The sequence below is a fragment of the Vibrio sp. 2-2(8) genome, assembly GCF_963888495.1.
Classification (GTDB): domain Bacteria; phylum Pseudomonadota; class Gammaproteobacteria; order Enterobacterales; family Vibrionaceae; genus Vibrio; species Vibrio anguillarum.
This window is the reverse complement of sequence record NZ_CAWPJM010000051.1, coordinates 137443-162414: the sequence shown is the minus strand read 5'-3', so window position 1 is coordinate 162414 and position 24972 is coordinate 137443. Positions and strand designations below refer to the sequence as shown.

The following is a 24972-nucleotide window of genomic DNA, read 5'->3' as shown; positions in this document are numbered from 1 at the left end:
GTAATGTTTAAGCTGCTTGTTTTACTGCAGGTGCTAACTCTTTCGTTTCGATAGCTATTTTTGCGCTAGCTAGCTGTTTAGCAAGTTCAACCGCATCATCCCATTCGTTTTTCGCTGCGTCAGACATCACTTTTTCCATAATAATGCTCTGCATGGATGCACCATTATTAAGCTTGGTTACTACATCATCTAACTCGTTACCAAAGACAGTCCACGTCGTTTCAAAATCAGATAATACTGATGTCGATGTTTCAATCGCTGAAACGACGGCGCTACTGGCATTGGAAAGCCCCTGTAAAGCGATAATCTGTTGTTGATCTTCAGCTTTTTGCTTTTGTTCTTGCGCGATGCTGTCGTAGTCATCATCAATTTGATTTTGTAATACGCCCCACGTAACACCACCAGCAATAATCGATGCCGCGCCAACGGCTGCGATACCGCCGGAGACTACAGCTGCGGTACCAGCGGTTGCGATGGTAAGCGCAACGCCTGCGACGAGCATAAAGATGCCAACACCAACCGCAACTTGTGCATAGACTAGATCTTTATTCAGTTTCTCAATGGCTGCACGATTGTTGTCTATTGCGTTATTCATACTTTCAATATCTGTTTGTAAATCGATAATTGTTTTTTGAATATTGGTCGCACCATTGACTAAGTCATCATGTGCTGCTTGCATTTTCACCCCCCAATCAGAGAGTTCCTTATTCATCCCTTTGACTGTGGCTTCGATACCGCTGACTTGAGAAGATAGGGCGGTCATAATCTGTGAAGCTTGCTGAACCGTCGTATTGTCTTTGCCACTTGCTGTTGGATCCGCTTTATATAACTCATGAATGGCATCGATTGATGCTTGGAAAGTGGCGTCAAAATTAATTACGCTGGAGGGAATCGATGCTGATACTTGTGGTCCCAAATCGTCAATCCATTGCTTAGCAACCAATTTGGCTGAGTCTAATTTTTTACTCAGGTCATCAAACCAATCTGGTTTTACCGTAGGTGGCGTAAATTGTGTGTTTAAAATGGCATGGCACTGCGCTGTGATGACTGTGGTTGCCAAAAATGCAGATTGAGTGGTTTGCTGTGTTGGGTTCAACTGAGTAACTTGTTGTGACATTGTGTATCTCCTTTACTGTTCTTGAATGGTGTTATTTAGTGTGTTGACTAAAACGGGTTTTCCAACGTTTGGCGGTAAACTAATGAGTTGCACAAATTCTGAAATGGTTTTCCATGAGGCTGAAGCAATCTTGATAGTTTGCAAATCAGTCAATAGGGCTGGGTCTGAACCGCTTTGTAAGGCGTTGATCAGTTCGTTTACCTTGTCTAATTCGTCTTGCCATAACAATGAAAGTGCTGGCAAGCTATCATCAATCTTTAGGAATTCTTCGCTCATGTTGCTGAGGGTTTGAATAATGGCTTTAGTAATGGCAGCCGCTTGTGCTTCTTCACTGGCTAGTGTTTGTAATTGAGTGAGTTTGTCTAAATCTTGTTGTACCTCTTTCGCGCTCGATATTGTGCTGTATGCACTGTAACCAACCGTGAATAGCGCACCAGCAAAGGAAAGGAATGGCACAGACGTCGTTGCTCCCATTACGACACCGTAGGAAATAGTGACCATACTTTGTATGTAAGCTTTTCCTGCTCTTAATTGGGCCGCCGTGACATTGGCTCCTAAACTGGCAATGGATTGCGATAGAGAGCCTATCTCTGTTGCAATGCGTACCATTGCTTGTTCTTCGCTCGCAAGTTCATTCCAGCCATCTTGAATGCTGGATGCGAGCAGCTCCTCTGCATTTTTCGCTTGGCTGTAAGATTTCGTGAAAACTTGCTGAGCTTCATTTGTTAACGTGATATTTTGCTTTAACGTTTTTTGCAATAATTGTAAGCATTCAATCCATTGCTTCGTACTTGTTATCGCCTTACTGTTTTGTGCGCAGGCATCGAACGTGGTCTGATAATTAATAAACGATGTAATAATTTGCGCAAAAATTTTAGGCTTTTGCTGCATAAACTCATTCATTACCGCTCTTAAGATCTCAGTCCTGCTTCGAACTTCTACGAGCCAGTTTGGATCTTTTGCTACATGGCCAATAAAGAGAGAGTTGCACGTTGCATCGTAGTTACTAATACCTAAAAAATCAGTATATACGTCGGTCAGCATATTTAATGCGGTATCAACATTTGGGCTTAACATGAGTTCGCCCTCTACAGTGAAATAACGAGGAAAGGATCAAACGTTAATCTTGCACCATCAATAGACAAGGTCGCATTGTATTGTTGTGTGCTGGCTTGTCCTTGCGCTTCAACTCGGCCTTCCCAGAATTCATCACCGCTTAGTCCTTGCTTAGTGGGTATACAAACTCTGTCATTTATCATTTGCCCATTAAACTCGACAATATCAACTTCATTGTCTGGTGAAATAGCGACAACTCGCCAGCATAATAATTGACCGTCTTTACAGGCTGTTTTTAACTCAGCTTGGCCTTCATTACCCGAGCCCATATATTTATTTGTATCAATGAGATAAATGTTACTTTGCAGATCTCGACTTGCCAGCGCTGCTGCTGCATCTACGACCATGAGTATTTCTACTTTTTTCATACAATGTTCCTTATTTAGATGGAGTTATTGAACTTCGAGATAAGGTGAAAAATTCATTGTTATTCCGTTTATTGAAAGAGAAATGGTATATAGATAACGCCCAGTATCCCCGCGAGTCTGAACTCTGCCTTCCCACGCGTCATTAACAGGGCTTGGTAAGCAAGCTTTTTGATCAATCATGTCACCAGAGAATCCCGTTATATTGACTTCGTCATCTGGCGAAATGGCGCAGCTACGCCAGCAAATAAACTGACCATCTTGAGATACCGTGTGGAGTTGGCACGTTCCTTCATCCCAAGAACCAAGCCATTGGTTACTATCAATTAAGTAAACGTTATCCATTAAGCTCGTGGTTGCTAATGCTCCGGCACAATCAACCACGATAAGTATTTCTATTTTTTTCATTCAATACCTACTGACGTTTATTTATGGATCCACAGAATATCACTGTACTGATTTAACCATTTCGAATGGTTTTTTTGGTTATATCTATTAAATCTTATTGATATTAGTGTTGATATTTGCATGTTTATAATCTTTATGTGGATAAATATAGTTAGTGATTTCAGTTAATCAAGGTTGCATAACTAATATGTACATATCAGTATGTACATAAAATAATTTTATAATGATATTCATGGATAGATCTTAAGTTTAATTTCATTTTTGTTATTTATTAAGCGCTTAATTTGCTAGCTTAATCATGTTTTTTCGTGAGATATTGAAAGGGATAATAAATGCTCATTTACTTGATGAAATTTTTATTTCAGGGTTAAATGATGATTTCAGCAATGCTGGTTATTTTTACTAATAGTATTAAGTAACTTATCAACATTTATTGTTGATTGTTTTAGTGTAAGTAAAAATATATTTTTATTTTTACTTAACTTTTTAATAGGTAGATAGTATGTCTGTGAGATAAATGAGGTCATCTACAATATTAATTATAGATAATTTCATTTTTGGTATTAACACTATGTTTAATCTAGCTAATAATATTGATTAAATTATTAGCTAGAATGACTTAACGCTAAGCGATGAGATCGTTTTTCCAGCTTTGAGCGATGAAATCAATGAATTGGCGAACCAATGGGGTTTGATAGCTACGAGAAAGATACACAGCCCATAGTGCGCTGCTTGGGCTGTGAAACTCTGGCAAAACGCGTACTAGTGTTCCTGAGGCGATAAAGACATTTGCAAGATCGCATGGTAGCCGTACGATGCCTTTGTGATTTAGGGCAGCACGGCATAAAATTTCCATATCATTAGCGCGGATGTTGCCATTCACGGTGACAGAGAGCTGTTCATTGTCTTTAACCACATCCCACTTGTTATTACTCATGTGCACAAAGCAGTTGTGCTGGGTTAAGTCATTGGGTGTATTGATAGGAGGGTGTTGGTTGAGATAGCTAGGGGAAGCGCATATGACGGTGCCGACGCTCATTAAACGGCGAGCGATGAGCGTATCATCCGGCTGTTGGGTAAAACGCAGGGCAATATCCACGCGTTCATCGACCAGTTGTGAAAGGCGATCTGAAGCGACAATGTCAATTAACACATTGGGGTGTCGTTGCGTGAAGTCTTCAACAACGGCCAATAACATGTTTTGAGCAAGGCCTATCGGCGCGGCAATGCGAATGGTACCGTTTAAGAGTTGTGACTGTTCCAACGCCCGTGTTTCAAGTTCGGCAGTTTGGTGCAAAATTTGTTCGCAACGGATTAAAGCCTCTTCACCGGCGGTGGTTAGGCTGACTTTGCGTGTCGTGCGGTGCAGTAACCTCTGCTTTAACCAATCCTCAACTTCTTGGACATGACGTGACACTTGTAATCGACTTAAGCTCAAGTTGTCTGCGGCTTTGGTAAAACTGGCAGTATTTGCCACTTCGATAAAACTGCGCATGGCGGTTAGTCTGTCCATGGTAGGCCTTTATTAGATACGAATATTGATACAATCTACATCATTTTTGAGTGTTTTTCCTCCTTCGTTTAACTACTAGACTACAATTGTTGTCGAGAAACAGAAACCGAATGAGGAAATAAATTATGAAAATTGCAGTATTAGGCGCATCAGGTTGGATTGGTAGTCACATTGTCAATGAAGCAAAAGCACGGGGCCACGAGGTGATCGCGTTAGTGCGTGATTCAAGTAAAGTCGATGCTGAAGGTGTTAGCGTTCAACTATTTGACTTACAACAGCCTTTGTCAAAAATTAGCGCTGCGTTAGCTGGTGTTGATGTCGTGATCGCTTCTATCGGCGGACGTGCAGCTGGCAACCACGATATTGTTGCAGCTACAGCGCAAAAACTGCTGTCAGATCTACCGCAAGTGGGTGTGGATCGCCTACTGTGGGTTGGTGGTGCGGGTTCATTGGAAGTCGCTCCCGGTATCAAATTGGTGACCGTAGAAGGTTTCCCTGAAGAGTACAAAGGGGAAGCATTAGCGCAAGGCGAAGCGTTGGATCTCTTCCGTGCGAGTACAAGCAAGGTTAATTGGACATTTGTTAGCCCGGCCGCTGAGATTTTTCCGGGTGAGAAACAAGGTGCTTACCGTGTGGGCGGTGACGCTCTATTGTCTGATGCTGAAGGTAACAGCAAAATCTCAGTCAGTGACTATGCCCTCGCGATGATCGATGAGTTAGAAAGTGCCGCTCACCCTCGTCAACGTATTGGTGTTGCTTACTGATACCAGACCGATAGATCAATTTGGCTATTCTCATGATCGAAAATTGCTGATAACGTGAACGAAGTAATGCTCTCTATGGGCATTACTTTTCTTTGTTTCGCTTATAGGCATTTTAATGGAAATGTTCAGTAGTACGGCGCTTATCGCCATGTTTCTTATTTTCTTGGGTTCATTTGTGCAAACGGCGATTGGTTTTGGTTTAGCGATCGTCGCAGCGCCCTTGCTGTTCTTGATCTCCGCCGATTACGTTCCTGCCCCCATTTGTATCGTGGCGCTGTTTATTTCTATCTTGAACGCCTTAAAGCATCGCTCGAACATTGAGCTCGGCGGTTTAAAAATGGCGCTGATTGGTCGCGTTCCCGGTTCAATTGCGGGTGGTATCCTTCTGGTTTTAGTCTCGACGGATGTACTGGCGTTATGGCTTGGTTTATTGGTGTTATTTGCCGTGGCTGTTAGTTTATTGCCGTATCGCATCGAACCGACCCCGATAAAAATGGGTATTGCGGGTTTTTTCTCCGGCTTCTTTGGAACTAGTTCCGCGATTGGTGGACCGCCGATGGCGTTGATCCTACAGCATCAAGAAGCGAATCAGTTGCGTGGCAATCTTTCGGCATTTTTTGTGTTTAGCTCGATCATCTCTTTGATTATTCAAATACCGGCAGGTTTTCTGACGTTACATCATTTATGGATAACGATTCCACTTATCCCCTCAGCTTGGTTGGGTTATAAGTTGGCGATGATGACCACGCAATCACTGCCCAAAGATAACATCCGTTTCGCTGCGTTGCTGCTTTGTACGATAAGCGGCGTTACGGCGGTATGGCATGGTTTAGCCTAGCGTTAATCTTCCGTTCAGGTCATGCAATGATACTGAAAGGGTTTATGGGTCTATTTTATACGGAGTAGCAGTTATGAGAACAATCGGCAATATTATTTGGTTTTTACTGGGCGGAGTGTTTATGGGGCTCGCTTGGTGGTTTTTTGGTCTCCTTGCCTTTATCAGCATTATTGGCATTCCATGGGGGCGTGCTTGCTTTGTTATCGGTAACTTTTCGTTTTTTCCTTTTGGGCAAGAGGCGATTTCCCGTGATGAATTGACCAATCAGCAAGATATTGGTACCAGCCCATTTGGCTTAATCGGCAATGTGATTTGGTTTGTTTTCGCTGGTTTTTGGTTAGCCGTTGGTCATATTTTATCGGCGGTGGCGTGTTTTATTACCATCATTGGCATCCCTTTCGCACTACAGCATTTGAAACTCGCGGTTATTTCTTTGGCTCCGATTGGTAAAACCATCGTCCCGAAAGAAGAGGCGGCGAGAGCTCGCTATTCTTCTTATCGTTAATATAGGTTTTGTTTTTTGCTCCTTTTCTCTCGTGTTGCTCTCTCAGTGACGAGGGGAAGGGGGCATCTTGCCAACGCGATTAATACGCTTTAATCCCAAACTCTCGCAGTTTTCTAGGCAGAATGTCATCTAAATGCGCAATGTCTTGCGGATGAATATTAATCAGAGCAAAGCCGTGATCGTGGTAAATCGCTTGAGTTTGTAAGCGCGTTTTTTCGTCGGTTGCGCCACTATCTGAGCCCCAATATTGTAAATAGACTTTCCCTGTTGGCAGATAAAAATCGCACATCACATCAGCTTCTATCGGCAACTGACGCTCATAAGCGTGGACGACGCCCGCCAAATAGAGCCAATTATCGATCAATAATTCGCCGGTCGAGCGAACATAGTGGCCGTCTAAGGTGCGATGTTTTGCCTCAAATTTTTGGCGAAAGTGGGACAATGATTTATCGGTCGATTGGCTGTGAGCCTCTTGCCCTAAAAATTCGACGATGGATTGTTTCAGACGTTTATGGCGAGTCACCGTATCATGCCAAACAACAAAAAATTGCTCAGAAGATTTATCTTCACGTTGCTGGGCGCCTGCTCTGAGCCCAGCCTCCGTTACTTGCCAGCCTTTTTCTGTTTTAGATATCCAGCCTAACTCACTCAATAGTTGATTTATTTTTTTGGGGTTGAGCCTGAAATGATCGCCAAGCTGAGTGGCACTTAACGTCTTTCCGCTGGTGGCTTGTGTGTCGACGAGCAAGTTTTCCGGCCAGACAATAAATTGGCCATATTGCGTGTGCTGGGCGTATTCGCCGCCAAATTTTGCTCCCAGTTCTGTTAATACCCACTTGTTGTCGAAGCGGTTAATGTACCCTGCTTTTTGGAGGTTACTGAATAGTTGTTTAGCGTCTGTATTACGCAATTTAGCCAGTGCCGAGGTTGACAGTTTTTCTGCCATCATTATCTCCTTATTTCACGAGATCCATTCAATTCAACAGTCTGATATCTCTACCTTACTTGAATTTTGGGTAAATGACAGAGCGAGTGTGTGCGATGGTTTTTAAAATAGATAAAAGCTTAATTTTTGAGCTTAGGCGCGGGTAAACATGATTGAGTAGAACTGGTCATTGCGTTAACGCGAGTTATTGGCTCGCGTTTTCTACTCCAGACGGTTTGGCTTCAACATTGCCTGTTTTTACCCATACGTTACTCAATTTATACATGGCGCAGACACTGCATGTGAGCACTTCTCCTTTGCCATGGATCACAAGCACGATATCTTCGCGTTTTTCTTTCGAGTTATTGCGTAGCTGGATCGTCAGTTGATTACCATCCACGCTGTAAGCGCGAGACCAGTGCTGAGTTTCAGATTCAGCACGTACAATACCCTCTTCGAAAATTAATAAGTCATCATTGAACTGGTTGTCATAAGTCCCTTTGAACTCATAAGTTTCACGGTTTAACCAACGTTCAAGGTCATCTTGAAAACAGCCTTGCAAAGTGGCTGTAAGGACGAGAATACTGATTGATTTTGCCGTAGATCTTATCATGTTGCTGCAACCTCTGTTGTTGTTCGCTCAAGTTCTAATAAGCTCGCTTTACGGTTTAAGCCCCCCGCATAGCCAGTGAGTTTACCACTTTTTCCGATCACTCTATGGCAAGGAACGATGATCGAAATTGGATTTCTACCATTGGCCAAGCCGACAGCCCTTACGGCTTTGGGGTTACCGATCGCCTCTGCAATCTGTTGGTAGTTCCAAGTTTCGCCATAAGGTATCTTGCATAATGCTTGCCACACAGATTGTTGGAACTCGGTGCCTTTTGCCGCTAAAGGTAAAGTAAATATAGTCCGTTTCCCGGAAAAGTACTCATCTAACTGTTTGATAGTATTGATGAGTATAGCGCAGTGTTCGGATTTTACCCCTAACTCTGTTGGCATGGTGGTTTCGGTTTCAAACCAAGCCCCCAATAAACCCTGCTCGCAGGCTTGCAATGTCATGATTCCTAAGGGGCTGTGATAGTGGGTGAAGCGATTCATATTAGTAATTCCAACAGTGAAAGGTGGCGTAACTTCCCCAAGGTGAAACCTTGTCTGCGTTCAGCTCAGGAAAATGGCTTAAGGCCTTCTTAACCACCAAATCAGTGTCTAGAAAGCAATCTGAATCGGACTGACCTCTTAACTTAGCGTAGTTTACGGTCCACGGCCCAATACCTTTTAGTGAAAGCCAAGCATCCACATCGGCTTCAGGGTGTTGGCACATGAATTGAGCAAAGCGTGTTAAGGTCTCTTTTCGGCTGTGTGGCATCTTTAAAAAGTGCAAGTCAAGCTGTGCGATTTGTTCCGGGCTTGGAAAGTAACTGCTCGTGTTTTGAGCTGGGTTCACCACATCGACTAATCGGTTGAGCTGGCCAATGGCTGCTTTTATCGAAACTTGTTGACCTAAAATAGCTCTGACTTCCGCCTCCCAACAATTCCAAACGCCGGGAATGCGGATTCCTGAACGAGTGACTAAACCCGGAGCGCAGCCTTCCAAATAGGCCTCGATGTGGCTGATGTCGGCTTCGAGGTCAAATAGGCGGCGTAGTTTTGCCACCAAGTAACGCAGTTTGGTGATGTCTTGCAACTCGAATTCAACCTCTAAATGGGCCTCAGAGGTTAAGCTGGCACGAAACCAGCCGGTCGTATTGTGTATGTTGAAGGTGCGTTGATAATGATTGTTACCGACCTGTTCAATGGCGTTTACTGCACGTAATCGATAGAAATCTAGCATATGTTGCCAATCGAAAGGGCCGCGAAAAGAGAGTGTTAATAGGTTTTTTGTCATCAATGCAGTTTTAGATTGCCGCACTTGGCTGGGGGTCAGTTGTAACGTTTTGATAAACGCATCGTTAAAGCGGCGGGTACTGTTGAACCCACAAGCGAATCCTATATCGGTAATGGACAGAGCACTGGAATGCAACAACTGCTTAGCAAACATCAACTGATGGTACTGAGCATATTGTTTCGGTGACACTCCTAAATGGGTTTGAAACAGTTGTCGTAGGTAGCGGTCACTGATCCCCAAACGTTCGGCAAATTGAGCCAGATTGCTCGATTGTAATTCACCTTGCTCAATAAGCTTGATTGCACGCAAAAAGGTGGTTTCAATCCCTTTCCATGCCCAAGAATGAGGTGCACTGTCTGGGCGGCAACGCAGGCATGGCCGATAACCCGCTCGTAGAGCCAGTGCGGAGTTGGCGAAGTATTCAACATTCTTTTCTTTTGGCAGGGTTGCCGGACATATTGGGCGACAAAAGATGTTGGTTGTTTTGACGGCAACGAAAAATCGTCCATCAAATCGCGGATCACGGCTAGTGCGAGCTTGTTGGCATTGTTCTTTATCGAGTTCCATCCATAGTGCCATTTGGTATAACGAGCCTTATGCAGTTTTTATTAAGCTAAGTGTATGCATGAATTCTGTCGATACTAGCCATTTTCGGAACTGGATGGCTTTTTCTGCGGCTTCTCTTGAAAAAGGATATTCATAACGCTGTATTCAATACCCGCTACAGCGTTATGAATTTGTTGGGTCAGTCGAGAATGACCTCGCCCGCTTGTTGTAATGAGTAAGCACTACTAGGGTTGATGTTTTTGACTAACTTTTCCACTTGCATAATGGCTTCTATCGATGAGCTGTTTTTTCGGTAGCTGAGGAAGATGGGACGCTGCCAATCTTCCACATTGTCAATTCGATACAATTGGCCAGAGTGGATAAAAGGTTCAACAAGTGAAGTAGGAAGGTAAGCGCTTCCCCCTTTTTCTAAAATGAAATCAAGTGCGATACGAGCGGTCGAGGTGCGTAAATAGGGGGTTGGCGTCTTCGGATGTCGCTCAGCATGCTCGGAAGCGAAACGGCTTCCCCAATCGACGTACACGTATTTATTATCAAAGGCGGTTTCCAATGTGTCAGGACGCGTCGAAACCAACACAAGTACTAAATCTGCGACTTTTTTGCAGTTTAGCTCTTCGGCTTTAATTGGGTCAAAGGCAAACGCCATATCTAAGGTACGCTCCAGTAGGCTGCGGTTGAGCTGCTCGCGCCCCATAACTTCCGCCATAAAGCCATAACCGCTAAAAGCATCAGTCACAACGCTTAAACAGTTTTGTAGATGAGCATCCCAAACGTTGGGCGTTCCCCCTAATGTCAGCTGCAAAGCTCGGCCATTTTCCAAAGAGAGCTCAAACTTGGCTTGTTGCAAAGTAGCCACCATCACTTCGGCATAGCCAACGAGTCGTTCTCCTGCCGATGTGAGCTTTATGTTGTTGCGATCACGCGTAAATAGTTGAGCATCAAAATAATTTTCTAATTGCTTGATACGTGCGCTGACGGCGGCTTGGGTCAAATAAAGGTTTTCAGCTGCTCGCCCAAAATGACGTACTTTGGCGAGTTCGAGAAAAGTGCGAAAAACTTTTACATCCATATTAAATCCTCTGAAATTACCCCGTCAGATTAACAAGGAAGTGCAATTATGACGATAAAAAATTTTTGTTTTTCTTTTCGGAGATTTACGCCTAATTTTCGCGTGATCTATCGCTACATGGTAGTAGCGCCATTCACATGAGGTTGATATGTCTGAGACTGAATTCCGTCACGGAAAAAAACGTTTTTACGACAATACAAAGTTTCCACGAGGCTTTGCTAAGTCTGGTGATTTTACTCTTGCAGAAGAAGAACTTCTCGCCATTTATGGTGGTACCATGCTTGGTCTTGAATCTGGTGAACTCACGCCAGAGAATGCCGAAGAAGCTCATTTTGTTAAGGCGATTGAAAACCCAGGTAAAGCGAAATCTAAGTTAGAGCGTGTCTGGTTAAAATACACTCAACTTGCTCGCGGTCGTAAGCGTTTCCATACGTTGAACGGTCGCAATAAACCGGAAAGTGGTGACGACTATAATGATGAAGAAGTTAGCTTAACGGAAGAAGATTAATCTGTATCTCTAATGCAGGATCTTAAGCCGTAATTTGGTCAGCTTTCTCATTTATCTCTTCAGCCTTATTGTCTCAATAAGGCTGACAAATTCGCTTGCATCGCCTTTCATATAAGAGATCTCTGTGCAAAAGAGTGTGACTCAATCAAGATGAGAAAAGTGCTTTCGCTCAAAGCCCTAGTATTGATGACTCACTCGGGCTTTGCATTATCGCCACTCTGCTCATTTGGTCGCGCTTAGCCAATCCATGAGCTGGGTCAACACCGCTACTTAGCCAAAATGGCTACTTTTTTCAAAAAGCTGTCGCGTAGATGCTCTTGGTCATAATCGAGATGGTAGGTATTGTGGAAGCCAACTTTTAGCTCCACACCATTTCCTCGCATGTAAATGTTATAGCCGTCATAGTCTGAAAAAGCTTCGATACCTTCATAGATTTTCCCGAACTCAGTCGGTGTACCATGCGCCATTACTGTTTCATAAGCATGGAGAATTTTCGCGGGTTCAAGTTCGTTTTTCATGGCATTTGCTCCTTTCTTGCTTGTTACTCCAAGTATGGGTAATGAATGCACGCTTCGCCAGATAGTGGAGTGATAGCGACTCAAACTTTACTTAATTTTATAGATGAATTTTTATCTCATTTGGTTATAGCATGTGCCGTATTAGTTAAGCTTACCTGTAGAAATTGCTACAAATTTAAGCGCATTTCTGGTTGAGATTTGAAGAAAGAGCGAAAATTTGACCTAAAACAATGGCAGTTACCCAATACTTATTTTATAATGCGAATTAATGTTCTATTACACCATTATATTCCAATAACTAGGGGCCAATCATGAGACTTATCCCGTTAAAACAGGCTGCACAAGTCGGCAAGTGGGCAGCAGCACACATCGTAAAACGTATCAACGCATTCAACCCAACGACAGACCGTCCTTTTGTATTGGGTTTACCTACTGGTGGTACACCATTGACGACTTATAATGCACTGATTGAAATGCATAAAGCAGGCGAGGTGAGCTTTAAGCATGTCGTGACATTTAATATGGATGAATACATTGGTATTCCTGAAAATCATCCGGAGTCATACCGCTCATTTATGTATAACAATTTCTTCAATCATATTGATATTCAAGAAGAAAATATCAACTTACTGAATGGCAACGCACCAGATGTTGATGCAGAATGTAAGCGCTATGAAGACAAAATTAAATCATACGGCCGCATTAATCTATTTATGGGCGGTGTGGGTAATGATGGGCACATCGCGTTTAACGAGCCTGCTTCTTCACTTTCGTCGCGCACTCGCATTAAGACACTGACAGAAGATACGCGCATTGCAAACTCTCGATTCTTTGATGGTGATATCAACCAAGTTCCTAAATACGCGCTAACGATTGGTGTAGGCACACTGCTAGATTCAGAAGAGATCATGATTTTGGTGACAGGCCACAATAAGGCGCTGGCTTTGCAAGCGGCCGTGGAAGGAAGCGTCAACCATTTGTGGACAGTCTCCGCACTACAACTTCACGCGAAATCAGTGATTGTATGTGATGAACCATCGACTCAAGAACTAAAAGTGAAAACCGTAAAATACTTTGCGGAATTAGAAGCAAAAAATATCGAAGGTTTCTAAGTCTCCCCGTTGGGAAAGGACATTCATAAACAAAAGGCCTGCTAACATCAGCAGGCCTTTTTACACTTTGTAGCAAATGGGACTTTCTATCAAATGGGGAAGTGCGAACGAAATCGGTAGTTGAATTAACCTTCAGCAGCGATTTTCGCTTCTTTTAATTCAACTACTTGTTTCTCCGGGGCAGGGTAGGTTACTCCATTAAAGCGCCCACCTTGTTCAATGCTCAAGTCGTCGCTATAAATAGACCCTGTGACGCTCCCTTTGCTTAAAATTTCAATTTTAGTCGCGTGACATGTGCCTTGGAACTCGCCATTAATGATGATGTGGCCTGCGTACAGTTCACCATTAACCGTGCCTGTTTCACTAATGACGATGGTTTTATCAACGTGCAATTGACCTTCTACCGACCCGTCAATTTGAATGTCGCTTTCTAACCTGAGTTCCCCACTAATGGAACAGCCTTTTGCGATGAGAGTTGTAGCTGAGTGCTGACTCTTAGCTCGACTTTGTTTACTAAAGATTCCCATCGGATACCTCTTACCTTACTAAATATCGTTTCAAAATCATTCACGCCCCAATCAACAAAAGGTCTTGGATCTAATGAACGGCCGACAAATCGAATTTCATAGTGCAAATGTGGGCCAGAAGATAACCCACTGTTTCCAGAATAAGCAATTAAGTCGCCCTTCTGTACAAAATCGCCCCCTTTCACGGCAAATTTTTGCAAATGAGAATAGGAGCTGGTAAATCCATAAGAGTGCTGTAAGCGTAAAAAATTGCCTGACCCTTTATCACTGGCGCGAGTGACTTCGGCAACGCCATCGGCTGGTGCATAAATTGGCGTGCCTATGTTAACCGCAAAATCTTGCCCGCGGTGAATTTTGACGTTGCCGGTGACAGGATGAATACGCTCACCGTATCCTGACGAAATTCTCGCATTATGCACAGGTGCACCGCTGGGTATTTGGGTCAGCATCACCATTCTAACTGAAGAAGTGATAGCGGCGGTGTCTAAACGTGATTCTAATTCCGCTCCGCTTTCATCCATCCCCAATACTTTTTCAAGATCGCCGAGCCTGTCTGAAACAACCTGCATCTTTTCTTCTCGTTCGAGCAGGTCATTCTCTAAGCTGTTTTTTAGCTCCTTTAAAGAGGTGACTTCTTCAGTCAGTGACATCGACTGGCTCTCTAACTCTTGTTGCTTGAGTTTAGCAAAATCAACTTCATCAAGAAGGTAATAGATAACGCCGCCAGTGGCGAGAATGCTGGCAACCAGCACATAGCCAAAACCTTTTAAAAAATGTCGGAACCATTTACCGAGATGAAAGTGCTTCGTCCCATGGATGGATGAAACGGAAACAACCACTCTTTCTTTCATGAATTCGTTCACAGCGTCTATGGTTAACAGTACAGCCGATTCTAACAGGGAATGCTCAGGGTCAAAACATTTTGCGTTGTAAGGCTATACTCGTCCCACCTCTTATTGTTCGGTTTGTGAATTGGAGCGTATCCTTGGCCTGCTTTTAGAAGAAGATCCGATGTTGTTAGTAAAAAAAGCCATATTAATGTATGAGCTAATATTAATATGGTTTTGTGTATATAAGTTACAAAATAGACAATATGGAAGTGGTGGCTTTATTTTGATTAGTGAAATAAAGATGTAATTGTGATGTTAATCACTTTTGGTTCTTTAATTTTTAATAATTAAAGTGAAAGTGTGATTTTACTCTCTTTTTTATTAAAAGTTAAAATTCAAAAAGTATGATGTTGATCGCTTAAATCTTGTTGACAAGTTGTATTTTTGTTTTTTTGTTGTAAATTTACATGTCAATTTAATGACCATGATCACGAAGAAATGATTTGTAAGCTAGGATTTATGAGGGGCTGATCACGAAAAACCCGTCGTCAGTTCCAGAATGAAATTGTGTGGTAAATTGATTGTGTACTAAGCAATCAACGGTTTTTCGCAGAACCGTTACAACAACAATATTCATCAGAACATCGAACGGGGAATCCACATGATATCACCAGATGCAAAGATCAAGATACAAAATTTTGGTCGCTTCTTATCTAACATGGTTATGCCAAACATTGGCGCGTTTATCGCGTGGGGCTTTATAACCGCACTATTTATCCCAACAGGTTGGCTACCGAATGAAACGTTAGCATCTATGGTTGGGCCGATGATTACTTACTTATTACCACTGCTGATTGGTTACACTGGTGGTAAATTGGTTGGTGGAGAACGTGGCGCTGTTGTCGGTGCCATCACCACAATGGGTGTGATTGTCGGAACAGATATCCCCATGTTCATGGGAGCCATGATGGTTGGCCCTATGGGTGGTTGGGCGATCAAAACCTTTGACCAACGTGTTGAAGGTAAAGTAAAAAGCGGTTTTGAGATGTTGGTAAACAACTTCTCGGCAGGCATTATTGGTATGCTTGGCGCAATCTTGGCGTTTTACCTTATTGGGCCATTTGTCAAAGTGCTCTCTGGTGGTTTAGCGGCAGGCGTAAACTTCCTAGTTTCAGCACACCTTTTACCACTCACCTCTATTTTTGTTGAACCCGCGAAGATCTTGTTCCTTAACAACGCGATTAACCACGGTATTTTCTCACCGTTAGGTATTCAACAAGCCAGTGAAATGGGGCAGTCAATCTTCTTCTTAATTGAAGCAAACCCTGGCCCTGGTCTCGGTATTTTGTTGGCTTACATGGTGTTTGGTAAAGGTACAGCACGTCAAACAGCTGGTGGCGCTTCCATCATTCACTTCTTCGGCGGCATTCATGAGATTTATTTTCCATACATACTGATGAATCCACGTCTGATTCTTGCAGCGATTGCTGGTGGTATGACAGGGGTATTCATTTTGACTCTCTTCAATGCAGGTATTGTTTCTCCAGCGTCTCCTGGCTCTATCTTTGCAGTGCTACTGATGACACAGAAAGGTTCGATTGTTGGCGTATTATGCTCAATATTTGGTGCGGCAGGTGTGTCCTTTACCGTTGCGTCATTATTGATGAAAGCACAGAGCAGCACCGAGGAAGAAGGTGATGAAGCGGCGTTAGAAAAAGCCACATCACAAATGAAAGAGATGAAATCGAGCGCAAAGGGCAATGTGACGGCGGCTTCTCAAAAAAGCAATATTGATTTAGCCAACGTGAAAAGCATTATTGTTGCTTGCGATGCGGGTATGGGTTCAAGCGCAATGGGCGCAAGCATGCTGCGTAAAAAAATTAAAGATGCGGGCTTAGCGATTCACGTCACTAACCTTGCCATCAATAGTTTGCCGGAGAACGCAGAAATCGTGATTACTCATAAAGACCTGACTGGCCGCGCACGCACACATGCACCCAGTGCACAGCATATTTCACTGAGCAACTTTTTAGACAGTGAAATGTACAACCAGCTTGTGACTAAGCTTTTGGCAGCTCAACGCCCTAAGGCGGCGAATGATAGCGATGTGGTTAAAGTATCCATCCTCGCTGCGAATGACGACAGCTTTGAAATTCAAAAACCGTCCGTTTTTCAAATCCAAAAAGAAAACATTCACTTAGGTTTGAATGCCGCTAATAAAGAAGAAGCCATTCGTTTCGCTGGCAATAAGTTAGTTGAGCTTGGCTATGCGGAGCCTGAGTATGTTGATGCCATGTTTGAACGTGAGAAAATGGTATCCACTTATCTTGGAGAATCGATTGCCGTTCCTCATGGCACCGTCGCCGCCAAAGACCGTGTGATTAAAACGGGTATTGTGATTTGCCAATATCCTGCTGGTGTGCAGTTTACGGACGACCAAGATGGCGTAGCGAAACTGGTTATCGGTATTGCCGCCAAAAATGATGAACATATTCAAGTTATTACCACCATTACCAACGCACTCGATGAGCCTGATGCTATCGAGAAGCTCACCTCAACCAGAGACGTGAGCGATATCTTGGCCATCCTATCGGGTAACCAAGCAGCGTAACGCTTTTGCTCCTGAGGCAAAACGAGGTCGGCTGTTCCCCTATACTGCTGACCTCACCTCAATTGAAGTATTAAGCGCTCTTTTCTCTTTTAGATAAGTTTTTGGTAGGTAAGATTATGAAAAATGCAGTACATTTTGGCGCGGGTAACATTGGTCGTGGTTTTATTGGTAAATTATTGGCCGATGCAGACATTGAAGTGACTTTTGCCGATGTAAATGAACCTTTGGTCGATCAATTGAGTCATCGTCAAGAATACAAAGTAAAGGTAGTGGGTTCTGAGTGCAAAATTGATACTGTCACTCATGTCACTGCGGTGAATTCAGCCAGTGATGATGTGATTGATCGCATTGTAAAAACGGATTTAGTTACTACAGCTGTCGGCCCTGCAGTGCTTGATATCATTGCGAAAACGATCGCCAAAGGCATCACCAAAAGATTTGAAGCGGGCAATGAACAGCCACTCAATGTGATCGCTTGTGAAAACATGGTGCGTGGTACAACACACCTGAAAGGCGAAGTGTATAAATATCTAGACCCATCGCTGCATGCTAAAACCGATGAGTTAATTGGTTTTGTCGATTCCGCGGTGGATCGCATTGTGCCACCTGTCGAAGCCGCGAACGATGACCCGTTGGCCGTGACGGTTGAAAGTTTCAGCGAATGGATTGTTGATGAACAGCAATTTAAAGGTGAGATCCCCAACATTGAAGGGATGGAAAAAACCAATAATCTGATGGCTTTTGTTGAGCGTAAACTTTTCACTCTAAATACTGGGCACTGCATTACCGCCTATTTGGGTTGTTTGAGTGGTCATAAGACGATTCGTGAAGCAATTGAAGATCCTGCAATTCGTCAGCAAGTGAAGCAAGCCATGCATGAAAGCGGTGAAGTACTCATTCGTCGTTACGGTTTTGACCGTGAATTGCACGCCGCTTATATCGAAAAAATATTGAGCCGCTTTGCCAACCCATATTTGGTGGATGAAGTGGATCGCGTTGGTCGTCAGCCAATACGAAAATTAGGCCCCAATGATAGATTAATCAAGCCATTACTCGGTACAATCGAGTACGGTGTTGAAAACAAAATGCTATTGAAAGGGATTGCGGCGGCCCTTAAATATACCAACGACAGCGATCCTCAAGCGGTCGAGCTTCAAACATCATTGAACCAATATGGCGTATGTAAAACACTGGCCCATTACACAGGGTTAGATGAGCAGAGCGAGCAGGTTAAGCAAATTGAAGCGATCTACAAACAGCTTTAATCACATAAATACTTTGGAGGGCGTTAATGCCCTCCCTTTATAACAACAATTAGTACAGCGTATGGCAGATAGAATTAACGAAAGCGATATAATTGAACGACTGAATAGTGCCCATTCGGTGCGCGGATTCTTTATTACGACGGTTGAAGTGTTCAATGAGGCGATTGATGCATTAATGCAACGCATTTTTCGCAAAGATAACTTCGCTGTCCAATCAGTAGTTGGCCCTCTATTGCAAGATTCTGGACCACTCGGCAACTTGTCTGTCAGGCTAAAACTGCTGTTTGGTCTTGGGGTATTACCTGATGATGTTTACCACGATATTGAAGATATCATCAAACTGCGTAATCAACTCAACAGTGATGGTGCTGAATACGAGTTCACCGACCCGAAAATTTTGGTGCCGATAAAAAAGCTCCATTTGGTGGCCAAAATGGGCATGGTGCAGTTGGAAGTATTGGAGCCGGATGGCGACATTGAACTGGATTTTTACCAGCTTCAACTTCAGCGTCAGCAACAAATCATCAAATCCGGGCTCTCATTGGCGATTGTCGAAATTTGCAATGAGCTGAACAAAGAGAGCCCATTTTAACCTCATCCCAGACAGGCAAGGATTGCCTTTTCACTGAGTTCTACACCTCCCTTTTTAATCTTCTTGTGTTAGCCTAACCTTCATCTAACGAAAAGAGATTTGATGATGAAAATTGGCATTATTGGTCTAGGTGATATCGCGCAAAAGGCGTATCTTCCGGTCATCACACAGCGCCCAGATTTAGAATTGGTATTTTGTACTCGTAATCCAGCTCTTGTTACGCAACTAGCGCAGCGTTACCGCATTTCAGAGAATTGCACGGATTATCGAGAGCTACTTGGCTATAACGTTGATGCGGTTATGATCCATGCGGCGACCTCGGCTCACCCTCAAATCGCCCAATTTTTCCTTGAACACGGAATTCCAACCTTTGTTGATAAGCCGCTAGCCGACAGCGCAAGCGCCTGTGAAATGTTGTATGAGCTTGCAGAAAAGCATCGTCAACCCTTGTATGTGGGGTTTAATCGCCGTCATATTCCGCTCTATAACCAACACCTAAATGCAGTGCAAACTGGTAATAGAAACGACTTACGTTCGCTTCGTTGGGAAAAGCACCGCTATGATCTGCCCGGTGATGTGCGCACCTTTATCTTTGATGATTTTATCCATCCGCTAGACAGCGTAAACGTGAATGTTAAAGCCACATTGGATGATGCTTATATTACCTACCAGCAGCATCAAGGTCAGTTATCCCGCTTGGATGTTCAATGGCAACACGGCGAAAGTTTGCTGCATGCCTCAATGAATCGCCAGTTCGGCATAACCGCTGAGCGAGTCAGCGCGAGCTTTGTGAATGAAGGTTTTGAGTTTGATTCGTTTACACAAGGAAAACGTTGGCATCAAGGGCAAGAGCAAGCCCTTAGTTTAAAAGATTGGACGCCAATGCTGACCAGTAAAGGCTTTAGCGCCATGATTGACGATTGGATTGGCGTGATAAACAGCGGAAAGCTGGCTTCAGAAGTGGTGGCACGTAACTTGGCCTCGCACCAGCTGGCAGAGGCGTTGTGTCATTATATTGCGAAGCAAATTCGTTAAAACAAAGCGTGATTGAGTAGTAAGTGGACACCAATACTTGCGGCGTAGCCTGTTGCAATAATCGGTGTCCATTTTAGATGGCCTACAAAGGTGTATTTGCCGTGTGCAGCGCCCATCAGAGCCACTCCAGCGGCTGAGCCAATCGAGAGTAAACTGCCGCCGACGCCCGCTGTTAATGTGACGAGCAGCCAGTTTCCTGTGGACATATCGGGTTCCATCGTCAGTACTGCAAACATGACGGGAATGTTATCGACAATTGCCGAAAGAAAACCAATCATCACGTTTGCCCATATGGGGTTCCATTGGCTATACATCACTTCAGAGATCATGCCTAAATAACCCAGTAAGCTTAGCCCTCCTACGCACATGACCACCCCGTAGAAAAACAGTAGCGTATCCCATTCGGCGTGTGAAACTCGCTTAAAGACATCGAATGGCACCACAGAGCCAATACGTTTTAGGGCGGCCTCGTCATTATTTGCAATCGCAATTACGGTTTTTTTGGCCAGCGAAGTAGGTAAGGTTTTCCTGAGGAAATAGCCAAAAAATTGTAAGTAAGCGAGCCCCATCATCATGCCTATCACGGGTGGAAAGCGCACCACAGCATGGAATGCTACGGCGGTAGCAATGGTTAACATGAAAAGTACGACAATACGGCGGGCTCCGCGTTTAAGCTCGACATGTTCATGCAGGGTGGTTGGCTTTTCCTTGGGCAGAAAAAATGACATCAGCAATGCAGGAACAAGGTAGTTGATCACAGAAGGGAGAAACAGAGAAAGGAACTGTGAAAATGGCACATGGCCCGCTTGCCAAACCATTAAGGTGGTGATGTCTCCAAAAGGGCTAAAAGCGCCTCCGGCGTTAGCCGCTACGACGATATTAATACAAGCAATGTTGATAAAACGTGGGTTGTTTCCTGCCACTTTTAGTACGACAGCGCACATCAACAGTGCGGTGGTTAGGTTATCGGCAATTGGCGAGATGAAAAATGCAAGCAGCCCCGTGATCCAAAAAAGAGCACGAAAATCAAAACCTTTTCCCACCATCCACGCTTGTAATGCATCAAATAATCGCCGCTCTTCCATTGCACTGATGTAGGTCATCGCGACTAACAGAAACAACAATAATTCGGCGTATTCCAGCAAATTATGCTCTAGCGCGTTTTTGGCAATCTCGGTTAATTCATACTGCTGATAAACATAACCAATCATGGCCCAAATTAAACCAGCTGCAAGTAACACAGGTTTAGACTTTCGTAGCTTAAGGTACTCCTCCATCATGACCAAAGTGTATGCCAGAGTAAAAATGACTAAAGAGGCATAACCAATCGTTGAGTGTGTTAGATCTAACGAATCGATATCGTTAGAGGAAGCGAGAGCGACTGAAGGAAAGAGTAAAGTGCAGAACAAAAGAAGCCATGTGCGTCGAGGTATCATTGTGTTCACTCCTAGAAAGTTAGGCTGATAAAATTCTAGATCTATTGAAGATAGTTCGGTGTGAGATAGCTCTGATCTACTTGATTTTTAATCTTATTCTTGACCTGTAAAGCGAATAAAGAAAAACCCTGTAGCAATAGCGACAGGGTTTGATTTTGATGAGTGGAAGTGAAGAAAGTTAGGCTTGAGCTTTTGCTAAATGGACTTCTTCTTCTTTCACGCCAGCTTGTGGATCATTAAAGCGAGCTTCATCTAACGCGCCTTCTGTTTTCGCCACAATAAGAGTCACACAGCTATCACCAGTAATATTGACTGCGGTGCGGATCATATCTAATAAGCGGTCAACACCCATAATCAAAGCAATACCTTCTAGTGGCAAGCCGACTTGGTTTAGCACCATCGCTAGCATGACAAGACCAACACCCGGAACGCCTGCTGTACCAACAGAGGCTAGTGTTGCCGTGAGGATGACCATCACGTAGTCACCCATGGTTAGGTCGATATTGAACGCTTGGGCAATAAATGCTGTCGCAACGCCTTGCATGATCGCTGTGCCATCCATGTTAACGGTCGCACCTAGCGGAATGGTGAAAGAAGCTATCTTGTTATCAACCCCTAAGCGGTTTTTAGCCGTTTCCATGGTGACGGGTATAGTCGCATTGGAAGAGGCTGTAGAGAAAGCGAACATAATGGCATCTTCCATTTTACGGAAGAAGGTGATTGGACTTAAACCAGTAAAGCCTTTCAACATCAAACTATAGGTGACAAAACCGTGTAGCAGCAAGGTAACCGTTAGTACTACGAAGTATTCTGCGAGGTTCAAAATGGCACTTAAACCAAGGCTGGTGAACAATTTCGCCATCAGGAAAAATACGCCGTATGGAGCAAGGTTCATCAACAAGGCGACTAGTTTCATAATAACTTCGTTCAAGTCATTAAAAACGCCCGCAATACGCTCGCCCGGTTTACCCGCGGCACTGATGGCTATGCCAAATAGTACTGCAAAGACGATGACCTGCAGTGTTTTACCTTCTGCCATCGCGCTGATTGGGTTGGTCGGGAACATATCAATAAACACTTGGCCCAAAGAAGGGGCTTGCGCAGATTGGAATGAGCTTGCTGCGGTTAAATCGGCTCCGGACCCCGGTTGAAACACAGTGCCCATTGTTAGTGCCAGTGTGATGGCAATCGCAGTGGTTGCGATGTAAAAGGCTAGGGTTTTACCGCCCATGCGGCCAAGTGTGGTGAGATCTTTCAGTGAGCTCGTACCACAAACGAGAGAAACAAACACGAGGGGTACAACTAACATTTTTAAGCTGGCGATAAAGATTTTTCCGCCAACATCGAATAAGCCGTTAACGATATACGCGTCAACAAATCCGTTTTCAGCAAATAGGGCTCGAATGGCAAAGCCAGTCAAAATACCCGCTACCATACCTAAAATAACACGGCCGGTAAGCGACATCGGTTTTTTGGTATTCATTGTGAACACTCCTTTATTTTATGCACTTCGACATCATTTCAAAGCGTGCCGCAGGTTAGCAGGGCTGAGTGCAAATCAAAAAGTAAAATAATGTTAACGGTTAATTGCTGTGATCTTTATCACTTAAAATCGCCCATCCTTTACGTTTTAATAACCTATTTTTGGTTTTAAATTTTTATTTTTTATCATTTGGCAACACATGAGTCTTTTGTGTTAACAAATATCACTATTCTCATCTAATGGTAATTCGCTAGTTTTCATTCAATTTTAAGCTCGTTTGGTTGCATATTTACCCATTAAGGTTGCTTTATATGAATAGGGTCTCAACGGCACTTTTATGTAGCATAAAAAGAAGGGCATGCAACACAAGTAGAGAAAGGAAGGAAAGTGATACTAAGTTGAATGTTATCGACTGAAAATCTTAACGTTTGAAGGAGGCTTGGCCTCCTTCAATGAAACGGTATGCTGGCCTTAGGCATAGATTATGCGAGCTTTTTATTTAACCAGTTATCAAGTGCCAATTTGCCAGCACCAGAGAAAACCAACGATACACTGGCTGCAAGCAGCGCAAGGCCAAACTCATAACCGTTATTAGCCATGAATAAGCCGTTACCTAAGTGTACAGAAGCGATTGCGACGATCATCGTAATAGAAAGAAGCAAGGCGGCAGGGCGAGTTAGTAAGCCAAGCAAAATGAATAGGCCCCCAAAGAATTCACCACTACCCGCTAAAAATGCCATCAGCACACCTGGGTTTAAGCCAATTGAAGCCATCCATTGACCTGTGCCTTCTAATCCATATCCTCCAAACCAGCCAAAGAGTTTCTGCGCACCGTGCGCCATAAAAATGATGCCAATTGGGAAACGAAGCGCAAGCGCAGAAAATCCAGAAGTTGATGTGGTTAGTTGTTTCAATAGTGCTTTCATTAAAGTGTCCTCAGATTCATTAAAAGGTAGTAGGTGCTCAGCGGCTTCCTAGCTGTTGGAGCCAGTGTAGAGTGATTCGTAACCTGAGATAACTCACTCCATTTGATGATTAAGTTCGAAAAAATTGAACAAGATTTATCTAGTACTTTTCTTAGCGCGGGGAATGTTGTGACCTTCTATCTATGATGAATCATGCCGATTGATCGTCTGATATCCCCTTCCTACTTGAAGCTGCAGCGGTGTTGGTTACGTTCGCTCACTTCATCAAATCGTTTATCTATGCTCATGGGGGAAACTTACTTTCCAACCTACCTGCAACTTCAAGTTGTGTAGTTATACACAATATTATCATTTATACGGACACTAATAGCATTCGGATTGACCTGTATTTCATAGTAGTGTCTTTTCAAAGGAGCAGATAATGAATTAAAAAACGAAGAAGGTTACTAAAATAAACGGGCTACCTTTGGGTCGTTAGCTATATCTTTCTTTACAATGTCATCCATCATCTGTTTTCTCTTTCCCATGGTTTATAAAAAGTGCAAATATTAAAATAATGGAATAAGTGTCAAGAAATAATCAGATTTATGTCCGAGTAGATAAATATCTTATTGTTTGGTCATTAGGGTAAATAGTGAATTACGTTTTGATAAAATACCAAATTAGTTGGTTTACAGTTCCAGAAAAGTGCTCAGCCATAGATTAAAGAGCGTTGAGAATGAAGGTTTTTCCTTCCCACTTATAGCTGTAGCGATGTTGGCTACGTTTTTAGCTATTGCTACGGGGTGCTCACTTACCATATCGACCTGCAACTTCAAGTTGTTTAGTCATAGACAGCCTAAACTGTATTTTTGCGCTTTTAAGTGCCTTTTTCATAAGACTCGTCGTTGTCAAGAGTACCATCTTTTTTAATTTTCTCTGCTTATTGCCATCAAACGATAATAACTAATTTATTAATTACGGGTTATTGTTTTTCTTTTGGCTTGATATTTTATTTAGCGCATTGCATTCATTTTTTTGAAAATTAGATCATCATTCAAATCTATAAAGTTTG

Annotated in this window: 25 protein-coding genes; 9 read left to right on the top strand and 16 right to left on the bottom strand. The window is 43.3% G+C overall.

Annotated features, from left to right (window positions below; genetic code table 11):
* Nucleotides 1–7: 7 nt before the first annotated feature.
* From makA to AACV12_RS13525, 5 genes are all read right to left on the bottom strand, one after another.
* On the bottom strand, nt 8–1117 hold the full coding sequence (makA, locus tag AACV12_RS13545; RefSeq protein ID WP_017049338.1) for a cytotoxin MakA: 1110 nt from the start codon (nt 1115–1117) through the stop codon (nt 8–10).
* Between the two features lie 12 nt (nt 1118–1129).
* A complete protein-coding gene (gene makB, locus AACV12_RS13540) occupies nt 1130–2194 on the bottom strand; it encodes an alpha-pore-forming cytotoxin subunit MakB (RefSeq protein ID WP_013868235.1) in 1065 nt (354 codons plus the stop codon).
* 11 nt (nt 2195–2205) lie between these two features.
* The gene (gene makC / locus AACV12_RS13535; RefSeq protein WP_013868236.1) at nt 2206–2601 is read right to left on the bottom strand and encodes an alpha-pore-forming tripartite toxin MakABE regulator MakC; all 396 of its coding nucleotides are present in this window, start codon (nt 2599–2601) and stop codon (nt 2206–2208) included.
* Between the two features lie 24 nt (nt 2602–2625).
* Entirely contained in the window at nt 2626–3006 is a 381-nt protein-coding gene (gene makD, locus AACV12_RS13530) for an alpha-pore-forming tripartite toxin MakABE regulator MakD (RefSeq protein ID WP_013868237.1), read from the bottom strand.
* A 625-nt stretch (nt 3007–3631) separates the two neighbouring features.
* Entirely contained in the window at nt 3632–4519 is an 888-nt protein-coding gene (locus AACV12_RS13525) for a LysR family transcriptional regulator (protein ID WP_170900512.1), read from the bottom strand.
* A gap of 125 nt (nt 4520–4644) precedes the next feature.
* Between AACV12_RS13525 and AACV12_RS13520 the strand changes: the two genes are divergently transcribed.
* The 3 genes from AACV12_RS13520 to AACV12_RS13510 all read left to right on the top strand — a co-directional run bounded on the left by AACV12_RS13520 (nt 4645) and on the right by AACV12_RS13510 (nt 6626).
* Complete coding sequence (locus tag AACV12_RS13520) at nt 4645–5283, top strand: NAD(P)-dependent oxidoreductase (protein WP_017043238.1); 639 nt, start codon at nt 4645–4647, stop codon at nt 5281–5283.
* A gap of 115 nt (nt 5284–5398) precedes the next feature.
* Nucleotides 5399–6121, top strand: a complete 723-nt coding sequence (locus AACV12_RS13515) for a sulfite exporter TauE/SafE family protein (RefSeq protein ID WP_013868241.1) — start codon at nt 5399–5401, stop codon at nt 6119–6121.
* Nucleotides 6122–6194: 73 nt separating this feature from the next.
* Nucleotides 6195–6626, top strand: a complete 432-nt coding sequence (locus AACV12_RS13510) for a YccF domain-containing protein (RefSeq protein WP_026027764.1) — start codon at nt 6195–6197, stop codon at nt 6624–6626.
* A gap of 79 nt (nt 6627–6705) precedes the next feature.
* Here the strand turns inward: AACV12_RS13510 and AACV12_RS13505 are convergent, their stop codons facing one another.
* The 5 genes from AACV12_RS13505 to AACV12_RS13485 all read right to left on the bottom strand — a co-directional run bounded on the left by AACV12_RS13505 (nt 6706) and on the right by AACV12_RS13485 (nt 11075).
* Nucleotides 6706–7572, bottom strand: coding sequence for a glycerol kinase (locus AACV12_RS13505; RefSeq protein ID WP_170900586.1), 867 nt, complete (start codon nt 7570–7572; stop codon nt 6706–6708).
* A 184-nt stretch (nt 7573–7756) separates the two neighbouring features.
* Entirely contained in the window at nt 7757–8164 is a 408-nt protein-coding gene (locus AACV12_RS13500) for a hypothetical protein (RefSeq protein ID WP_094128607.1), read from the bottom strand.
* Nucleotides 8161–8652, bottom strand: a complete 492-nt coding sequence (locus tag AACV12_RS13495; protein WP_017044955.1) for a methylated-DNA--[protein]-cysteine S-methyltransferase — start codon at nt 8650–8652, stop codon at nt 8161–8163. Before AACV12_RS13495 ends, AACV12_RS13500 begins: the two co-directional genes overlap by 4 nt.
* A 1-nt stretch (nt 8653) precedes the next feature.
* Nucleotides 8654–10018, bottom strand: coding sequence for an AlkA N-terminal domain-containing protein (locus AACV12_RS13490; protein ID WP_445286170.1), 1365 nt, complete (start codon nt 10016–10018; stop codon nt 8654–8656).
* A 166-nt stretch (nt 10019–10184) separates the two neighbouring features.
* Nucleotides 10185–11075, bottom strand: a complete 891-nt coding sequence (locus tag AACV12_RS13485) for a LysR family transcriptional regulator (protein WP_013868248.1) — start codon at nt 11073–11075, stop codon at nt 10185–10187.
* Between the two features lie 148 nt (nt 11076–11223).
* On the opposite strand from AACV12_RS13485, the gene AACV12_RS13480 reads away from it, so the two are divergent.
* Nucleotides 11224–11583 carry a DUF413 domain-containing protein gene (locus AACV12_RS13480; protein WP_013868249.1) on the top strand — a complete coding sequence of 120 codons (360 nt, stop codon included), beginning with the start codon at nt 11224–11226 and terminating at the stop codon, nt 11581–11583.
* Between the two features lie 266 nt (nt 11584–11849).
* Here the strand turns inward: AACV12_RS13480 and AACV12_RS13475 are convergent, their stop codons facing one another.
* On the bottom strand, nt 11850–12101 hold the full coding sequence (locus tag AACV12_RS13475; RefSeq protein WP_017044957.1) for a DUF3081 domain-containing protein: 252 nt from the start codon (nt 12099–12101) through the stop codon (nt 11850–11852).
* Between the two features lie 311 nt (nt 12102–12412).
* Between AACV12_RS13475 and nagB the strand changes: the two genes are divergently transcribed.
* The gene (gene nagB / locus AACV12_RS13470) at nt 12413–13213 is read left to right on the top strand and encodes a glucosamine-6-phosphate deaminase (protein WP_170900510.1); all 801 of its coding nucleotides are present in this window, start codon (nt 12413–12415) and stop codon (nt 13211–13213) included.
* A gap of 125 nt (nt 13214–13338) precedes the next feature.
* Here the strand turns inward: nagB and AACV12_RS13465 are convergent, their stop codons facing one another.
* A complete protein-coding gene (locus AACV12_RS13465; RefSeq protein WP_305951630.1) occupies nt 13339–13635 on the bottom strand; it encodes a bactofilin family protein in 297 nt (98 codons plus the stop codon).
* Nucleotides 13636–13643: 8 nt separating this feature from the next.
* On the bottom strand, nt 13644–14591 hold the full coding sequence (locus tag AACV12_RS13460) for a M23 family metallopeptidase (RefSeq protein WP_017044959.1): 948 nt from the start codon (nt 14589–14591) through the stop codon (nt 13644–13646).
* Between the two features lie 640 nt (nt 14592–15231).
* Here AACV12_RS13460 and AACV12_RS13455 point away from each other — a divergent pair.
* The 4 genes from AACV12_RS13455 to AACV12_RS13440 all read left to right on the top strand — a co-directional run bounded on the left by AACV12_RS13455 (nt 15232) and on the right by AACV12_RS13440 (nt 20073).
* Nucleotides 15232–17181 carry a PTS mannitol transporter subunit IICBA gene (locus tag AACV12_RS13455; RefSeq protein WP_094133869.1) on the top strand — a complete coding sequence of 650 codons (1950 nt, stop codon included), beginning with the start codon at nt 15232–15234 and terminating at the stop codon, nt 17179–17181.
* A 116-nt stretch (nt 17182–17297) separates the two neighbouring features.
* Complete coding sequence (locus AACV12_RS13450; protein ID WP_170889207.1) at nt 17298–18446, top strand: mannitol-1-phosphate 5-dehydrogenase; 1149 nt, start codon at nt 17298–17300, stop codon at nt 18444–18446.
* A gap of 61 nt (nt 18447–18507) precedes the next feature.
* Nucleotides 18508–19038: an MltR family transcriptional regulator gene (locus AACV12_RS13445; RefSeq protein WP_010319258.1), complete on the top strand. Its 531-nt coding sequence runs from the start codon at nt 18508–18510 to the stop codon at nt 19036–19038.
* A 105-nt stretch (nt 19039–19143) separates the two neighbouring features.
* Nucleotides 19144–20073: a Gfo/Idh/MocA family protein gene (locus tag AACV12_RS13440; protein WP_164996848.1), complete on the top strand. Its 930-nt coding sequence runs from the start codon at nt 19144–19146 to the stop codon at nt 20071–20073.
* Here AACV12_RS13440 and nhaD read toward each other — a convergent pair.
* From nhaD to AACV12_RS13425, 3 genes are all read right to left on the bottom strand, one after another.
* Complete coding sequence (gene nhaD / locus AACV12_RS13435) at nt 20070–21518, bottom strand: sodium:proton antiporter NhaD (protein WP_017044964.1); 1449 nt, start codon at nt 21516–21518, stop codon at nt 20070–20072. The two genes, AACV12_RS13440 and nhaD, sit on opposite strands and share 4 nt — an antisense overlap.
* A gap of 169 nt (nt 21519–21687) precedes the next feature.
* The gene (locus tag AACV12_RS13430) at nt 21688–22992 is read right to left on the bottom strand and encodes a dicarboxylate/amino acid:cation symporter (RefSeq protein WP_029189696.1); all 1305 of its coding nucleotides are present in this window, start codon (nt 22990–22992) and stop codon (nt 21688–21690) included.
* 482 nt (nt 22993–23474) lie between these two features.
* Nucleotides 23475–23918, bottom strand: coding sequence for a DoxX family protein (locus AACV12_RS13425; protein WP_013868258.1), 444 nt, complete (start codon nt 23916–23918; stop codon nt 23475–23477).
* Nucleotides 23919–24972: the final 1054 nt, after the last annotated feature.

What these genes read in the sequence shown, in the direction of transcription:
- makA (WP_017049338.1), bottom strand. Translation starts at nt 1,117, where the DNA reads ATGTCACAACAAGTTACTCAGTTGAACCCAACACAGCAAACCACTCAA.
- makB (WP_013868235.1), bottom strand. Translation starts at nt 2,194, where the DNA reads ATGTTAAGCCCAAATGTTGATACCGCATTAAATATGCTGACCGACGTA.
- makC (WP_013868236.1), bottom strand. Translation starts at nt 2,601, where the DNA reads ATGAAAAAAGTAGAAATACTCATGGTCGTAGATGCAGCAGCAGCGCTG.
- makD (WP_013868237.1), bottom strand. Translation starts at nt 3,006, where the DNA reads ATGAAAAAAATAGAAATACTTATCGTGGTTGATTGTGCCGGAGCATTA.
- AACV12_RS13525 (WP_170900512.1), bottom strand. Translation starts at nt 4,519, where the DNA reads ATGGACAGACTAACCGCCATGCGCAGTTTTATCGAAGTGGCAAATACT.
- AACV12_RS13520 (WP_017043238.1), top strand. Translation starts at nt 4,645, where the DNA reads ATGAAAATTGCAGTATTAGGCGCATCAGGTTGGATTGGTAGTCACATT.
- AACV12_RS13515 (WP_013868241.1), top strand. Translation starts at nt 5,399, where the DNA reads ATGGAAATGTTCAGTAGTACGGCGCTTATCGCCATGTTTCTTATTTTC.
- AACV12_RS13510 (WP_026027764.1), top strand. Translation starts at nt 6,195, where the DNA reads ATGAGAACAATCGGCAATATTATTTGGTTTTTACTGGGCGGAGTGTTT.
- AACV12_RS13505 (WP_170900586.1), bottom strand. Translation starts at nt 7,572, where the DNA reads ATGGCAGAAAAACTGTCAACCTCGGCACTGGCTAAATTGCGTAATACA.
- AACV12_RS13500 (WP_094128607.1), bottom strand. Translation starts at nt 8,164, where the DNA reads ATGATAAGATCTACGGCAAAATCAATCAGTATTCTCGTCCTTACAGCC.
- AACV12_RS13495 (WP_017044955.1), bottom strand. Translation starts at nt 8,652, where the DNA reads ATGAATCGCTTCACCCACTATCACAGCCCCTTAGGAATCATGACATTG.
- AACV12_RS13490 (WP_445286170.1), bottom strand. Translation starts at nt 10,018, where the DNA reads ATGGCACTATGGATGGAACTCGATAAAGAACAATGCCAACAAGCTCGC.
- AACV12_RS13485 (WP_013868248.1), bottom strand. Translation starts at nt 11,075, where the DNA reads ATGGATGTAAAAGTTTTTCGCACTTTTCTCGAACTCGCCAAAGTACGT.
- AACV12_RS13480 (WP_013868249.1), top strand. Translation starts at nt 11,224, where the DNA reads ATGTCTGAGACTGAATTCCGTCACGGAAAAAAACGTTTTTACGACAAT.
- AACV12_RS13475 (WP_017044957.1), bottom strand. Translation starts at nt 12,101, where the DNA reads ATGAAAAACGAACTTGAACCCGCGAAAATTCTCCATGCTTATGAAACA.
- nagB (WP_170900510.1), top strand. Translation starts at nt 12,413, where the DNA reads ATGAGACTTATCCCGTTAAAACAGGCTGCACAAGTCGGCAAGTGGGCA.
- AACV12_RS13460 (WP_017044959.1), bottom strand. Translation starts at nt 14,591, where the DNA reads ATGAAAGAAAGAGTGGTTGTTTCCGTTTCATCCATCCATGGGACGAAG.
- AACV12_RS13455 (WP_094133869.1), top strand. Translation starts at nt 15,232, where the DNA reads ATGATATCACCAGATGCAAAGATCAAGATACAAAATTTTGGTCGCTTC.
- AACV12_RS13450 (WP_170889207.1), top strand. Translation starts at nt 17,298, where the DNA reads ATGAAAAATGCAGTACATTTTGGCGCGGGTAACATTGGTCGTGGTTTT.
- AACV12_RS13445 (WP_010319258.1), top strand. Translation starts at nt 18,508, where the DNA reads ATGGCAGATAGAATTAACGAAAGCGATATAATTGAACGACTGAATAGT.
- AACV12_RS13440 (WP_164996848.1), top strand. Translation starts at nt 19,144, where the DNA reads ATGAAAATTGGCATTATTGGTCTAGGTGATATCGCGCAAAAGGCGTAT.
- AACV12_RS13430 (WP_029189696.1), bottom strand. Translation starts at nt 22,992, where the DNA reads ATGAATACCAAAAAACCGATGTCGCTTACCGGCCGTGTTATTTTAGGT.
- AACV12_RS13425 (WP_013868258.1), bottom strand. Translation starts at nt 23,918, where the DNA reads ATGAAAGCACTATTGAAACAACTAACCACATCAACTTCTGGATTTTCT.